Source organism: Pseudomonas sp. LBUM1652, assembly GCF_059716105.1.
Genome location: NZ_CP166804.1, coordinates 3080962 through 3096340 on the forward strand (window position 1 = coordinate 3080962; position 15379 = coordinate 3096340).

The 15379-nt window shown below is 60.2% G+C and carries 10 protein-coding genes and 2 pseudogenes; 1 reads left to right on the forward strand and 11 read right to left on the reverse strand.

Annotated features, from left to right (window positions below):
* Window positions 1-141: 141 nt before the first annotated feature.
* The 11 genes and pseudogenes from ACA069_RS13980 to ACA069_RS14030 all read right to left on the reverse strand — a co-directional run.
* The gene (locus tag ACA069_RS13980) at window positions 142-456 is read right to left on the reverse strand and encodes a DUF2934 domain-containing protein (RefSeq protein ID WP_187678319.1); all 315 of its coding nucleotides are present in this window, start codon (window positions 454-456) and stop codon (window positions 142-144) included.
* A 27-nt stretch (window positions 457-483) separates the two neighbouring features.
* A complete protein-coding gene (locus ACA069_RS13985) occupies window positions 484-3252 on the reverse strand; it encodes a malto-oligosyltrehalose synthase (RefSeq protein WP_497618085.1) in 2769 nt (922 codons plus the stop codon).
* Window positions 3249-5327: a 4-alpha-glucanotransferase gene (malQ, locus tag ACA069_RS13990; RefSeq protein WP_497618087.1), complete on the reverse strand. Its 2079-nt coding sequence runs from the start codon at window positions 5325-5327 to the stop codon at window positions 3249-3251. Before malQ ends, ACA069_RS13985 begins: the two co-directional genes overlap by 4 nt.
* The gene (gene treZ / locus ACA069_RS13995) at window positions 5324-7126 is read right to left on the reverse strand and encodes a malto-oligosyltrehalose trehalohydrolase (RefSeq protein ID WP_497618089.1); all 1803 of its coding nucleotides are present in this window, start codon (window positions 7124-7126) and stop codon (window positions 5324-5326) included. The genes malQ and treZ overlap by 4 nt, the downstream gene beginning before the upstream one ends.
* 17 nt (window positions 7127-7143) lie before the next feature.
* Window positions 7144-8730 (reverse strand): glycogen synthase GlgA, encoded by a 1587-nt coding sequence (gene glgA / locus ACA069_RS14000; RefSeq protein ID WP_187678323.1) that lies wholly within the window; start codon window positions 8728-8730, stop codon window positions 7144-7146.
* Window positions 8731-9318: 588 nt separating this feature from the next.
* Window positions 9319-10272, reverse strand: a complete 954-nt coding sequence (locus ACA069_RS14005; protein ID WP_489879831.1) for a D-2-hydroxyacid dehydrogenase family protein — start codon at window positions 10270-10272, stop codon at window positions 9319-9321.
* A 13-nt stretch (window positions 10273-10285) separates the two neighbouring features.
* Window positions 10286-11326: an alpha/beta fold hydrolase gene (locus tag ACA069_RS14010; protein WP_497618092.1), complete on the reverse strand. Its 1041-nt coding sequence runs from the start codon at window positions 11324-11326 to the stop codon at window positions 10286-10288.
* A gap of 87 nt (window positions 11327-11413) precedes the next feature.
* A complete protein-coding gene (locus tag ACA069_RS14015; protein WP_497618094.1) occupies window positions 11414-11848 on the reverse strand; it encodes a YqaA family protein in 435 nt (144 codons plus the stop codon).
* Window positions 11848-12294, reverse strand: a complete 447-nt coding sequence (locus tag ACA069_RS14020) for a DUF411 domain-containing protein (protein ID WP_497618095.1) — start codon at window positions 12292-12294, stop codon at window positions 11848-11850. The genes ACA069_RS14015 and ACA069_RS14020 overlap by 1 nt, the downstream gene beginning before the upstream one ends.
* 165 nt (window positions 12295-12459) lie before the next feature.
* Window positions 12460-12981, reverse strand: a pseudogene (locus ACA069_RS14025) (methyl-accepting chemotaxis protein); the annotation flags it as partial.
* 339 nt (window positions 12982-13320) lie between these two features.
* Window positions 13321-14604: pseudogene (locus ACA069_RS14030) on the reverse strand (HAMP domain-containing protein); the annotation flags it as partial.
* A gap of 228 nt (window positions 14605-14832) precedes the next feature.
* Between ACA069_RS14030 and ACA069_RS14035 the strand changes: the two are divergent.
* Window positions 14833-15372 (forward strand): hypothetical protein, encoded by a 540-nt coding sequence (locus ACA069_RS14035; protein ID WP_497618097.1) that lies wholly within the window; start codon window positions 14833-14835, stop codon window positions 15370-15372.
* Window positions 15373-15379: the final 7 nt, after the last annotated feature.

A 15379-nucleotide genomic window follows, 5' to 3' on the forward strand; every position in this document is an offset into this window, starting at 1 on the left:
GGGCGGTGCGACGTTTCGCTGAATCCCCTCACCACATAAGTTTTCACCAGCATGGCGGTAGTGTGTTTTTTCAGGGCGAGTTGGCCCTCTGTGGCGAGCAAGCCCGCCACACAGTCATTCAGTTCAATAATCGGGGGGGCGTCAGTTCGCCGGGGGCTTGCGTGGCACCTTGGGCTTTTTCTCGACGGCTTTTTCGCCCGGTGGCACGACTTTGGCGGCGCTCGCCGGCTTGGCTTTGGCCGGGGCTTTGGGCTTGGCGGCTGGCGCCTTCACCTCGGCGGTTTTGCCTGCTGTTTTGCTGCCGGCAGCCTTCGGTGATTTCTTCGGTGCCAGTGCTTCGGCCTCGGCCAGTTTGCGCGCCATCTCCCAGTGGCGTTCTTCGTGGCCCTCGGGCTTACCTTCGGATTCCCAGATCTGATAGGCGAATTCGCGGATGCGTTTATCGTCGGTGCTCATCGCAATGCTCCTGAACTGAACTCATGCTTACGTTAAGTGTTGGATAAAGAGATTGACCGGGACATCCCCCAGCGCGTCGCTGACATTCAGCTCCCTGTTTTTTGTGACTGCTGTGGTTGCAAAAAGTCCCTTCAGATTTTTGTCAGAGGCGGCGAACGGTAAAACCACCCGCGTATCGCCCCAGCGCAGCGCATCGATTTGCGGGACGGCACTGTTTTCCAGCAATGTCGCGCAGCGAATTGGCACGATCACGATGGCTTGCTGACCTTCATGCTCGCGAGCAAACGCGAGCACGTTATGCGCCTGGCTGCCCAGCACCTCCAGCGGCAGGTACGTGCCACGCCGGAAGAGCTCGGCGTGTTCAGCGCGCAGGTTCAGCACCTGGGCGATCAAGGCTTGCTTGATGTGACCGTCACGCCAGTTCGACAGCAGCTCCGTGGTCGGCGCCTGCGCCGCCAAAGCCTGCTCGCGAGCGGGGTAGTCCACCGGCCGACGGTTGTCCGGATCGACCAGGCTGAAGTCCCAGAACTCGTTGCCTTGATACAAATCCGGCACTCCCGGCACCGTCATGCGCAGCAAGGTTTGCGCCAAGCCGTTGAGCGCGCCGGCTGCGGCAATGCTGTTGACGGTCTTGCTCAACGCTGCGCGCAGCAGTTCACCTTCTTCACCGGTGAGGAGTTTTTCGGTGAATGCCTGCGCGGCGTTTTCATAGGCTTCGTTCGGCGCGCTCCAACTGCTTTGCAGCTTGGCTTCACGCAGGGCTTTCTGTTGCCATTGCCAGATGCGTTTGGCGTAGTCGGCAAAACCTGCCTGATCGCCGTCATGCAAATCCAGCGGCCAACTGCCGAGCAGCGCCTGATAGAGAATCAGCTCATCACCGGTCGACGGCATTTGCTCGTCAACGCGCACAGGGCGGGCGAGGGCGCGCCACAGTTCGATCTGTTCGGCGTACCAGTGGCTGCGCTCGCTGAGTACCGCGAGGCGCGCGCGGGTGTCTTCGCCGCGTTTGTGGTCGTGGGTGGCAGTGGCCAGCAGGTTATCGGGGAATTGAGCCAGGCGCTGCTGATTGATCTCGTGGAAATCGCTGACCGGCGCGCTGAACTGCTCGGTGTTGTAGCCGACGTCATTGCGCGACAGCAGCACGGCCGAACGATACAGCGCGGTGTCTTCCACGGCTTTGGCGGCCGCCGGCGAAGTCAATTGCTGGAAGCGTACGCAGGCATGTTTGAGGATTTTGCGCGAGCGTCCGCGTGGCTTTTGTCGCCATGGGGTGCCGCCGAGCCACGCAGCGACACAGTCGAGCACTGGCCAGTCGCCTTCGCCGAGAGTCTGCCGCGCACCGTCCATGGCCTGCTGGAAAAACACGTCATCCTGCGCCGAGCGACCCATCGCGCTGATGTAGGTGCGATACACCGGGAAATGCACGATCAACGCCTGTAGTACGCGGCGAATTGCGCCGAGGGTCAGGTCGCGGGTCATCAGGTCATCGCGGGCCACTTGCAGCAGCGCTTGGGCAACGCTTTCGCAATCGCTGGCCAGCGAGCCATTGAGGATCTGCTGACGCGCCAGTTGTGCTTCTTCGATAAACGCGGCGGGGCGTTCGGTGCGGCGCTGCCACAAGTCACCGAGTACGAATTCGCCGTCCGGATCGTGTTGCAGCAACGACAGCTGATTCATGAACTCGTAACCGGTGGTGCCGTCCACCGCCCAGTCGCGGCGCGGGGTTTCGCCAGCGCCGAGGATTTTCTCAATGTAGATCGGTAGATGCCGTCCCGGCGCCAACAGGTCAACACGCCGACGCAGTTTGCGGCAGTAACCGCGCGGATCGGCGAGGCCGTCGATATGGTCGATGCGCAAACCGTCGACCAACCCTTCGGCGATCAACTGAAAGATTTTGCCGTGGGTCGCTTCGAACACCGCCGGACGTTCGACGCGCAAACCACCCAACTCATTGATGTCGAAGAAACGCCGCCAGTTGATGTCGTCAGCCGCCGTGCGCCAACTGGCGAGGCGATAGCTCTGGCGCTCCAGCAACTGATGGAGCTTGTGGAAGCCTTCCTCAGTAGTTGAGTCGTAATGCTCCAGATTGCGCTGGATGGCTTCAAGGATCTGCGGATCTCTGGCCAGTTGCCGCAGTTCTTCCTTCAGCGGGCCAGCCAGTGAATGGGCATGAGTCTGATAGCTGAGGGCACTGAAATGATCGGCGAGCGATTTCAGCGCATCTTCGGGTTTGAGCAATTCGCCGTAATCGTTCGGGCAGATCGGGAAGCGGTGATCGTAATGCTCGACGTGGAAGCTGCCGTTCTGCGCATTGAAATGCAGTTTCAGCGTGCCTTCCTGCAACGCGACACCGTAATCGCTGCCGAGAAACGGCAGCAGCAACTGGCCTTCCATCAACGGATCCGGCGAGTGCCACTGAATGTCGAAGAACTCACCGTAGGGGCTCAGGCGTCCCCATTCCAGCAGGTCCAACCACCATGGATTGTCACTGCCGCCAACCGCCATGTGGTTGGAGACGATGTCGAGGATCAGGCCCATGTTGTGTTCGCGCAGGGCGCTGACCAGGTTCCGTAGCGCGGGTTCGCCGCCGAGTTCCGGGTTGACCTGAGTCGGATCAACCACGTCGTAGCCGTGCATCGAACCTGCCCGCGCCGCGAGCAGTGGTGAGGCATAGATGTGGCTGATGCCCAGACGGGCGAAATACGGAACCAGTGGCACCGCCTGTTCAAGGGTGAAGCCTTTGTGAAATTGCAGGCGCAGGGTGGCGCGCAATGGCTGGATGAGCGCCTGATTCATTGGTCACGCTCGGCTGCCTGAAGGCGTGCGCACGCCAATAGTTCAAGACGCCGCGCTGCATCCGCACCGTCGAGCAAAGCTTCGCTGGCGCCGGGCAGGCGCCGCGACCAGTTCGGATGCGTATCGATCGTGCCTGGCAGATTGGCTTGTTCGTCGATGCCCAGCGCGTCTTCCAGCGGTAGCAACACCAGCGGCGCGCGAGTATGCCCGAGGAAACGCACACTGGCGTCCACCACCTGATCGGCCTCGTGGGACTCTTCGCGAAAGTTCTGCGGGTCTTGGCTCAACGCTCCGCGCAGGCCTTCACGTTCCCGTTGACGATGCCGGCGCCATTCGATTTCGCCGTTGGCATCGACAAAACCCAGTCGCGAATTCCAGTCGATGTCGCGGCCATGCCACCAGCCGTTTAGCGTCGGCAGATCGTGAGTGCTGGTGGTCGCCAATGCGTTATCCGGCCAGTCGAGAATCGGTTTGAAACGGGTGTTGTCCTGTTCGAACAACAGCACGCGCATGCCGAGCATGGAGCGGGCGATGAGTTTTTCCTGGAGACCGTCGGGCACGGTGCCGAGGTCTTCGCCGAGCACAATCGCTTGATGACGATGGGATTCAAGCGTCAGCAAGCGCAACAGATCGTCCACCGGGTAATAGAGGTAGGCACCGTCGGCCGGTGCCGCGCCGTTGGGAATCACCCACAGGCGTTGCAGGCCCATGACATGGTCGATGCGCAAACCGCCGGCGTGGGCGAAGTTCGCGCGCAGCATTTCGATGAAGGCACGAAAGCCGTTGCGGATCAGGCCTTCGGGGGAAAACGCGGAAATCCCCCAGCCCTGACCGGAGCGATTAAGGATGTCCGGCGGCGCACCAACGGTGAGCGAGGCGAGCAGTTCGTCCTGAAAGCTCCAGGCCTGACTGCCAGCGCCATCGGCACCCACGGCAAGGTCGGCGATCAGGCCGATGCCCATGCCGGCGCTGCGCGCGGCGGTTTGCGCACGCTCCAGGCATCGGTGGATCAGCCATTGGCAGAACGCAAAGTAACCGATGCGCTCGGCATATTCTTCGGCAAACGCTTCGAGGGCGGCGCCGCGCGGGTCGTGCCAATGTTCTGGCCATTCGCGCCAGTCGAGGCTTTCGCCACGTGCGGCGCGCATTTCCTGGATGGCTTCGAAGCGGCAGTGGTTTTCCAGTGCCTCGCCACCGGCATGACGAAAACTGGCGAAGTCCGGGTGCAACGGGTGATCGCCCGCAGTGAATCCGTCGTACAGGGCTTGAAGCAGTTTGAGCTTGGCCTCGGCAGCGGCGGGCCAGTCGATCAGTTTCAGGTCTTCCAGTTTCGCAAACTGCTCGGCCAGACCAGCGCTGTCGATCGCATCGCGCAAAGCCCGTTCACCGAGAATTGCGCCGGGTGAGGCATACAGGGAATTGAGAAACAAACGGCTGGATGGCGAATATGGACTGTAGCGCCCGGTGTCGGCGCTGAACATCGCGTGCAGCGGGCTGATCGCCAGTGCGTCGGCACCGCGTTCACCGGCCACCCGCGCCAGTTCTTCCAGTGCCTGGGTGTCGCCGAAGCCACCATCGCCGGGGCGACGCAGGCCATATAGCTGCACGCTGAGACCCCAGGCGCGCGGGATCGGATTGTCGACCGCGTCGCCGACGCTGAAGCAGCGCTCAGGCGCCACGGCAAGTGTGAAGTATTGATCGTCAATGTGAACCTGTTGATAGCCGACCGGGATCAGGCCGGGCAGTACCGACTCGGAATCGAGTTTCAGGCTCATACGCGAACCGTCTTCAAGGTGGATCTCACACGGGGTTTCAGGTTTGAAATAACGCGCAAGGTCAACTCCGACGCCGACATCACTGGTCAGCAGCGGCGGCAGGTTACGGTCTTGCTGGACCTGTTGCAGTTCAAGCAGGCTGGCGTCGATTTCCTGGGAGGTGCTGGCAGGGTGGCCAAGGCCGATCAGGACATTGCGCAACACCGCCGGGGCGACTTTTTGCGGGCGGCCGTTGGCGTCGATCCAGTCGACGGCAAGGCCGGCTCTGCTTGCAAGAATTTCCAGTTGCGCATCGCTCATAGGCGCTCTCCATCCAAAGGTTGCAAAGGGGTTGCGGCCGTGAGGCTGACAAGCGCGCAATACGGGGGCAGCAGGCCCTCATCCGACAGTTCGACGGCAGGTGGCTTTTGAAAAAGCCACACTGCGCCGGTCCGTGGAGGGTTGACCACCGCCGTATCACTGAGGTTCAGGTCGATTCGCAGCTCACTGCCATCGCCCAGGCGCCAACGTGCGCTGACGGCGCCATGGCCGAGCATTTGCGCTCCCAGCGCCTGAGTACCAGACAGGTGGGGGATGATGTGTTTATGGCGCAATTGCAGGAGTTGCCGGTACAGCGCGAGGGTTTGCTGTTGCAGTGGCGTGCCGTTACCAATCAGCCGTGGCTGTGAGGCATGGAAGGTTTGTTCGGCGTTAGGATCGGGAATCTGCTCGCGTTTGTGCGGATCGTTAAAGGCACCGAACGCAGCGAATTCATTGCGCCGGCCTTCGCGTACCAACTCCGCCAGTTCGCCGTGATGGCTGGTGAAGAACTGGAACGGCTGCTCGGCGGCAAACTCGTCGCCCATGAACATCATCGGGATCATCGGCGACAGCAGCAACAGCACGGTTGCTGCCTGCACCGCGCGAGGATCGGCCAGTTGATGCAGGCGCTCGCCAAAGGCGCGGTTGCCAATCTGATCGTGGTTCTGCAGGAACAGGACAAACGCGGTCGAAGGCAGGTGTTCACTCGGTTCGCCCCGGGGTTCGCCATGGCGGGTGATGTGGCCCTGAAACACGAAGCCCTGACTCAGGCAACGCACCAATTGCTCGGTGGGTTGCAGGGCATAGTCGGCGTAATAGGCATCGGTTTCGCCGGTCAGCAACACATGTAAAGCGTTATGGCCGTCGTCGTTCCACTGCGCGTCGTAATCATTCTCCAGCAGGCTCGATTGATTGAGCTCGTTTTCCACGGTCAGCCAGACATGACGGGTCGGGTCGATCTGCTGGCGGATGCGCTGGGCCATGTCACTGAGAAAGTCCGGATCTTCGATGGCGTGCACCGCGTCCAGGCGCAGGCCGTCGAAGCGGTATTCGAGCAGCCACATCAATGCGTTTTCGATGAAAAACTCGCGCACCTCGGTACGTCGAAAATCGATCGCCACGCCCCACGGGGTATGTTTGTCCTCGCGAAAGAAGCCTTTGGCGTAACGGTGCAGGTAATTGCCATCGGGGCCGAAGTGGTTGTAGACCACATCGAGAATCACCGCCAGACCGTGGCCGTGGGCGCTGTCTATCAGGTGCTTGAGTTGTTCCGGGGTGCCGTAGGACGCTTGCGGCGCGTACGGGAGGACGCCGTCGTAACCCCAGTTTCGATCACCCGGGAACTGCGCCAGCGGCATCAGTTCGATGGCGGTGACACCCAGCTCAACCAAGCGTTGCAAGTGCTGTTCGACCTCGGCAAATCCGCCAAGCGCACCGACGTGCAGCTCGTAGATCACCGCTTCGCTCCACGGCCGACCGCGCCATTCGGTGTGTCGCCACTGATAGGCCAGCGGATCGACTACCACGCTGCGGCGGTCGAGATCGCCGTCCTGTGCTCTGGAGGCCGGGTCGGGCACCTCAAGTTCGCCATCGATGTTGTAGCGGTAATGCGTGCCCGCCGGGCAACGGGTCTTGATCACAAACCAACCATCGGCCTGCGGTAGCATCGGCAGTGACTGTCCGTCCTCCAACTCCACGCTGACGTAAAACGCATCCGGCGCCCACAGCGCAAATTGTGTGTGTTCGGCGTCCTGCATGATCGCGCCGTGGGGCCAGTTCTCTTGGGTCCGTAACGGCATCGTGGAAAACTCCCTGATTATTTGTGGTGTGCTTTACCCAGCGCCTTGGCGACCAGTTGTTCATAGAGTTCAGCGTAGGGTTCGACCGCTTTACACCAGTTGAATGGCGCGGCCATGGCCCGGCAACGCATGGCGTTGAGCAGTTCGGGAAAGGCAAAGACCTTGAAGGCGCGGCTCAGGGCTTCGCGGTAGCTGTCGGCGGTGGACTCGTCGAACAGGAACCCGGTGACGCCGTTTTCGATGGTGTCGGCCAACCCCCCGGTGTTGCGTGCTACCGGCAACGAACCGAAGCGCTGGGCGTACATCTGGCTCAAGCCGCATGGCTCGTAACGCGAAGGCATCAGCAAGAAATCGCTGCCGGCAAACATCCGGCGGGCGTCGGTTTCGTTGAAGCCGATGCGTACGCCGACCTGGCCGGGAAAGCGCAGCGCCAATTCGCGCATGGCTTGCTCTTCTTCCGGCTCGCCACGACCGATAATCGCGATCTGGCCGCCGTTCTGTACGATGTACTCGGAGACTGCCTCGGTCAGGTCCAGGCCTTTCTGATAGACCAGGCGCGAGACCACGGCGAACAACGGGCCTTCGGAGTCTTTCAGCCCGAACAGGTCACGAACGTGAGCGGCGTTGACTGCTTTGCCTTCCCAATCGCCAATGGCGAAGGGCGCGAATAGATGTGGGTCAGTGGCCGCGTCCCAGCTCTCATCAATCCCGTTGGGGATACCGCTGAGCAAACCCTGCTGGGTCTTGGCGGCGAGAAAGCCGTCGAGGCCGCAGCCGAAATCCGGGGTAGTGATTTCCTGTGCGTAGGTCGCGCTGACTGTGGTGATGTGGCTCGAATAGGCCATCCCCGCCTTAAGGAACGACATCTTGCCGTAGAACTCCATGCCTTCCTGTTGCAGGGCATGGTTCGGAATGCCGAGCTCGGGGCAGGAGCCGAGACTGGTGACGCCTTGATAGGCCAGGTTGTGAATGGTGAACAGTGTTGGGGTGCGCTGCCCGCGCCAGTGCATATAGGCAGGGGCCAGGCCGGCCGGCCAGTCATGGGCGTGCACCAGATCCGGGCACCAGTGAATCTGGGCCAGATTGGCGGCGATATCGGCAGCAGCCAGACCCAGGCGAGCAAAGCGAATGTGGTTGTCTGGCCAGTCGCGACCGTTGTTGGCGCCGTAGGGCGAACCTTCGCGCTCGTAGAGCTCAGGGCAGATCAGCACGTAGATCACCAGCCCGTCCGGCATGTCCATGCGTCCAATCTTGCACGGTGGCAGCGCGGCGTGGCCGCCGAGTTCGCCGATGATATGGATCGGGTTTTCGCTGTGCATCACCTGCGGATAACCGGGGATCAACACCCGCACGTCGTGCAGATGGGCCATGGCGCGGGGCAGGGCGGCGGAAACGTCACCCAGGCCGCCGGTCTTCACCAGATCTGCGATTTCCGAGGTCACGAACAATACTTTTTTCTTGTTGGGATTCTGACTCGCTACCGGAGTCAGCGTCTTGGTGCCGGGGACGCTGATCGATCGGCTGCCGGGAACGCTGACGGTACTCGATTCGCCTACTGACTGCTGAGCACGCTCTCCCTGAATATCCAATGCCGCACTGATCATATGAATCTCCCGTCTCGTTGATCTGATTCTTGTCTTGAACAAGCGATGTCCATGGCCAAGTCCTGTGGCCGGGCGCAAACGCGCCTCGCATCGGTGAGCAAACGCTACCCAACACGCGCTAGCAGAATGGGTGGTGAGGCCATTGCAAGGAATGAACCAGTCGCGTTCCCCCTGCCTTTCAGATGACCCGCCGTCTTCAGCAAAAGTTTCGATTATTTTGCTGTGGTGTGACCGGCCGGTTTCGCCCCGCGAAAATGAGTCTAGGCCAGATCCTAGAGCGGGCGAGGGGGAATGGGTAAATTGTTCGACAATCGGTTGGTGAGGCACGGAAACCGTGGTGTGAGGGGGGAAACGCACCGACGAAGTGCAGGTTTTTTTGGAGAGATGGGTCAAAACGGTGACTGGACGGTCACGATTTTGTGCTGGTGGGGAGAGAGGGCGCACTGTTGTGGTGCGGGCAGTTATTGATTTGGATGACTGCATGGCTCCTGTAGGAGCTGTCGAGTGAAACGAGGCTGCGATCTTTTGATCCTGCTTTGTAAAGATCAAGATCAAAAGATTGCAGCCTTCGGCAGTTCCTACAGGGTTTCAGTTCAATAAACGAACCGGGTTGCCCGCCGACCAGCCTTGTATATCCTCGATCATCTGCGAAAAGAACTGCGCATAGTTCTGCCGACTGACATACCCCACGTGCGGTGTCGCCAGCACATTGTCCAGCGTGCGGAAAGGGTGCAGCGCGGGCAGTGGCTCCTGATCGAATACATCCAGCGCTGCCCCGGCAATACGCTGTTTCTGCAAAACCTTGATCAGCGCCGCTTCATCGACGATAGGCCCGCGAGCCGTGTTCACCAACAGTGCAGTCGGTTTCATCCAGCCCAGCGCCTGCGCATCGACCAGCCCGCGACTGCGTTCGCTGAGTACCAGATGCACCGACAGCACATCGGCCTGTTCGAACAGTTCCTGCTTGCTGACATGGGTCACACCGACCTGTGCCGCACGTTCGGCCGTGAGGTTTTCGCTCCAGGCGATCACCCGCATGCCGAACACCTGGCCAAACTGCGCCACTCGCTGACCGATACTGCCCAGGCCGAGAATACCCAGCGTCTTGCCGTGCAGATCGCCGCCCAGGCTTTGCTGCCATTGACCGGCGCGCAGCGAATTGGCTTCGTTCACCAGATTGCGCGTGGCCGCCATGATCAGCGCCCAGGTCAGTTCGGGCGCGGCGTGTTTGTAGCTGTCGGTGCCGCAGACCTTGATACCCAATTTTGCCGCTGCCTGCATGTCCAGCGCGGCGTTGCGCATACCACCGGACACCAGCAACTTGAGATTGGGCAAGCGCTTGAGCAGGTCTTCATCGAACCGCGTGCGCTCGCGCATCACGCAGATCACCTGGTACTTGCCCAGCCGTTCGGCGAGCGTGGCGTTGTCCGCCGGGTAATCATGTTCGAATGTCACTTCACCGATGCTGTCGAGGACCGACCAGTCGACCACGTCGCGGGCCACGTCCTGCCAGTCATCGATTACTGCAATCTGCACCGCCATCAGCGCTACCTCATCAACGAACGGGATTGGTCTTGTCCAGCCAGCCGAGCAGTGCCTTGTGGAACTGCGCCGGTTCTTCCATCTGCGGAGCGTGGCCCATGCCGGGAAACTCCACCAGTGTCGACTGCGGGATCAATTTGGCCACTTGTTTGCCGAGCACGTCGTAGTGACCGATTTGCGCTTTCACCTCTGGCGGTGCCAGATCCTTGCCGATGGCGGTGGTGTCGGAGGTGCCGATGAGCAGCAGGGTCGGCATCTTCAAGTCCTTGAACTCGTAGTACACCGGCTGGGTGAAAATCATGTCGTAGATCAGCGCCGAGTTCCAGGCCACCTGGGTTTTGCCCGGGCCTTTGCTCAGGCCTGCGAGCATGTCGACCCAACGGTCGAATTCCGGTTTCCAGCGACCATCGTAGTAAGTGGTGCGCTCGTAGTCGCGGATGCCTTGGGCAGTGACTTTGAGTTCGCGCTGATACCACTGATCCACCGTGCGATACGGCACGCCGAGGGCTTTCCAGTCTTCCAGACCGATCGGGTTGACCAGCGCTAGTTGGTCGACCTGATCAGGGAACAACAGCGCATAACGGGTGGCGAGCATACCGCCGGTGGAATGGCCGAGCAGGGTGGCTTTCTGGATGCCCAGGGCTTTGAGCAACTGCTGAGTGTTGGTCGCCAGTTGCTGGAAGCTGTACTGATAGTTGTCCGGTTTGCTGGAGGTACAGAAACCGATCTGATCCGGTGCGACCACACGGTAACCCGCCTCGCTCAGGGCCTTGATCGAACTGTCCCAGGTCGCCGCGCAAAAGTTCTTGCCGTGCATCAGCACGACGGTGCGGCCGTTGGCCTTGCCGTGGGCGGCGACGTCCATGTAACCCATTTGCAAGGATTTACCCTGTGACTGAAAGGCGAAATGTTTAAGCGTGTAAGGGTATTCAAAGCCCTGCAACTCCGGGCCGTATGCCGGGCCTTCGGCCGGGGTGGCTGCAGCATGGGCAAACAGGGGCAGGGCAGCGGTAAGGAACAAGCCCGGCAGCCAACGGGAAATCGCGACAGACATAAGGTCAAACTCCGTTTGAAATCGGCGGATGCTGGAATGGCCGGATTAGGGCGACGTTAAACACAGGCAATCTCCGGGCCTGAATGTTCAACCGAGCCAGCCCAGCGTCAGCATGGCCAGTACGGCATAACGTGCGCCTTTGGCGAGGGTGACGATCAGCAGGAAACGCCCGAGCGGCTCGCGCATCACGCCCGCAATCAGGGTCAGTGGATCGCCAATGATCGGCAGCCAACTGAGCAACAGCGACCAATGCCCGTAACGCTCATAGTGCTTGCGAGCCGTGGCCATGTGCGTGGCGCTGACCGGAAACCAGCGTCGATCCTGAAAACGCTCCAGCTCCCGGCCCAGCCACCAGTTGACCAGCGAGCCAAGCACATTGCCAAGCGTCGCCACCGCCAGTAGACCCCAGAGCCAGTAACGGTCGCTGACGATCAACCCGACCAGCAAGGCCTCCGACTGCAGCGGCAACAGCGTCGCCGCGCCGAATGCCGCAAAGAACAAGCCGATGTAAGCAGCGCCCATCAATGGGCCGGGTAGTCCGCCACCACCACGTCAGCACCGTCCTTTTTCAGGCCGATCACTTGATAGGCATCGCTCATGCCGTCCATTTCCATGCCGGGTGAGCCCATCGGCATGCCGGGTGCGGCAACGCCGAGCAAATCGTCACGCTTGCTCAGCGCCAATACCTGTTCGGCCGGCACATGCCCTTCAACGAATTTGCCGTTGATGATGCCGGTGTGGCAGGAGGCAAGGCGCGGCGGCACGCCATGTTGTTGCTTGAAGCTGCTCATGTCGCTTTCGACGTGGTCTTCGACTTTGAAACCGTTGGCTTCCAGGTGGCTGATCCATTTTTTGCAGCAGCCGCAGTTCGCGTCGCGATGCACTTCAATGGGGATCAGGTCGGCGGCTTGCGCCAGGGAGGAGATGAACAGGGCGCTCAGGGCGACCAGACGCAGGTGGGTTCGCATGATGGGCTCTCGACTTGGATGGCAGCCAAAAAGAACGCAGTTTGACCGAATTATCCTGTCCCGCATCAACGCAATGTTACAAGTTGATACAGCGCAGGCTGGCAGGATGATCGTAGATCAACCCTGACAGCCTGCTGAGCGAGAGATTACAAATTTGTCAGTGGATCAACTTACCTTGAACCGCCCCATGATCGCACTCACGCGACTATTGGCTTCCAGCAGCTGACGGGTATTGAGTTCGCTGGCCTGGCCGCTTTGCACCAGTTCATCGACCATGTGCCGGATCTGCACCATGCTGCGGTTGATCTCTTCGGTCACTGCACTCTGTTGCTCGGCGGCGGTGGCGATTTGTGTGCTCAGGCTGTTGATGTGGCTGACGGAGCCGGCCATTTCATCCAGCCCGGAGTTGACCCGTGCCGTGGCATCGGCGGCCGATTGGCAACTGGCTTGGGTGTTTTCCATGGCGCTGACCGACGAACTCACCCCTTGGGTCAGGCGAGTCAACATCTCGTTGATTTCCGATGTGCTGGCCTGGGTGCGGGCGGCAAGGGCACGCACTTCGTCAGCCACTACGGCAAAGCCACGACCCTGCTCGCCGGCACGGGCCGCTTCGATGGCGGCGTTGAGGGCCAGCAGGTTGGTCTGCCCGGCAATTGCGCCGATCACCCCGAGGATCTCGGTGATGCGCTGGGCGTCCTGTTGCATGTTTTCAACTTTGTGGGTGGCGCTGGCCACTTCGTCGATCAACGCCACCACGCTGTTGGTTGCTTCGCCCACCACCACCCGCGAACGGTCGGCGTTTTCGTTGGCGCGCTGGGTGAACGCGGCGGTTTCAGCGGCGTTCTGCGCCACGCTCTCGGCGGTCGAACTCATTTCGGTGATAGCGGTAACGGTCTGATCGGTTTCCGAGGCATGCCGTAACAGGATCTGGCTGGTGTGCGCCGAGGTGCGCTGCAGGTTGTCCAGACTCGACGCCATGGCGCCGGTGGCCTGGGTGACCTCGCCGATCATGTTTTGCAGGTAAGTGATAAAGGTGTTGACCGAATGGCCGATGGCGCCGAGTTCGTCTTCGGCGCGGATGGTGATGCGTCGGGTCAGGTCGGCATCGCCGCTGGAGAGCAGGTCGATGTTGGCTTTCAAGGCTTTCATGCGCTGCACCAACTGGCGAATCGCATAGAGTTGCAACAGCACCAGCAGGATCACCATCGGGATCTGCAACAGGCTCAGCGTGCTGAGCACGTCGTCGCGCTGGGCGGTGAGCATTTTCGTCGGCAGGGCAGTGGCGAGGAACCACGGCGTGCCTTCGATCGGGCGCATGAAGAAGGTGCTGGCCTCACCGTTGTTGTCGAACTCGACACGTTGCGCCTGATCGCGGTTTTGCAGGCCGGTTTTGACTTGACTGGCGAAGGTGGAGCTGGCGGCCAGTTCGCTGATGTTCTTCAGCACGATCGGGCCACTGATGCGCGAACTGTTGCTGATGATCTTGCCGTCGGCCTCGACGATCAGCATTTCAGCGTTGAGGTCTTTTTCCTTGCGGGCCACCAGGTCATTGAAGAAGCCCAGTGTCACGTCGATGGTCGACACGCCCCAGGCGTTGCCGTTCTTCTGAATGGCCATGGCGCAGTTGGTGCGCGGCTCGGCGCTGGCGTCGTCCTTGTAGGCCGCGGCCCAGGCGCACTGACCGCGTGGCGTAGCCATGCCGCCCTTGTACCAGCTCTGGTCGTAATAGTTGGGGGCCGCGTCACTGTTCCAGAACGTGTTGACCGCCAGTTTGCCCGAGGCATCGCGGTGCCAGAAGGTGCTGAACTTGTTGCGCCCGGTTTCACGTTGGCCCGGTAGAGGCCAGATGCCGCCGCCGAACACCTTCAGCTCGCCGTACTGATCCACCAGACCCGGCAACACCGAGTCGATGGCCGCGCTGTCGAGCAGTGGGATGGTCTGGGTGATGCTGCGCTGTTGCGCCTGAACCTTGTTCAGTTCGCCCTGAATCTGTTCGGCGACTTCGGCGATGCGGTTGAGCACTACCTGTTCTTCGGTATGACGCAGCTTGGGAGCGACCAGTTGGCTGATGCCAACCACGGTAAGTACGGACAACAACAGAATGAACAGAACCAGAAACAGCGTGTAGCGAGCCTGAATGGTGCGGAATGCGGGCATGGAGACCGGTCCTTGAGCTGCGTTTCTTATTAGGGGGCGTGGGGTAAACAGTGGGGGTATGCCTAACGTATCGTCGCTATGTCGAGAAGCTTTAGGTACAGGCGTACTAAAAAGACGCGACCCGATGGCCGGGAGGTATCCGGTTTGATACATACAAACTAACCAGGCGGTTCGTTAGTGCAAAAAGCCTAATGAAAATTGTCTGGAAGAGAACTTGTGGGCCAGCATTTACGGGCGTTTGTCGATTTGTATCGAGAATGTACAAGAATTGTAAACGGATGCATGAAAAGAGTTGGTGCCATTAGTTGGCCGGTAGATACTTCTGCGCATTCAAGTCGATCAAAAGGACATTTTCATGCTCGTCTTCCAAGGAGCTTACCCATGACTATCGGCTACACAGGGGCCTGGCAAAGCAAGGCAGGTCTGTTGGTACAGGACACCGGTACTCGCGGAAAACCGGTAACGCAAAGCGCCAAGGTTAAGCAAATGCTGAACCTGGTGGGCAATGATCCCAACGCGCTCAACATCGCTGAAATGGACAGGCAAAAGCTGCACAAGAACGTCAAGGGCTTCGATCCGGAAAACGTCTCGGCCAAAAGTCTGGGCAATCTGAGTGCTTTTCTGCGCGGACGTGGATTGATATCCGAGATCACCGCCATGACGCTGCTTAATGCTGGCGACAAGTTTGATCGGTTCGGCGTGCCGAAAGACCCCGAAGCCAAGTTCAACGCGCTGGAATATTTCGCCACGCAGTTGGATACCATCCAGACCAACAACATCAAGGGCGACAAGTACGCCAATGGCCTGATCCCTGAATACAAAAAGGCCATCTATGTGTTGCAGAACCTCAAGACCTACGGCATGGGTAATGGCCGTAGCGTAGCAACACCGAACGATAAGGGTATCAGCGCCAAGGCCTGAGTTTTGA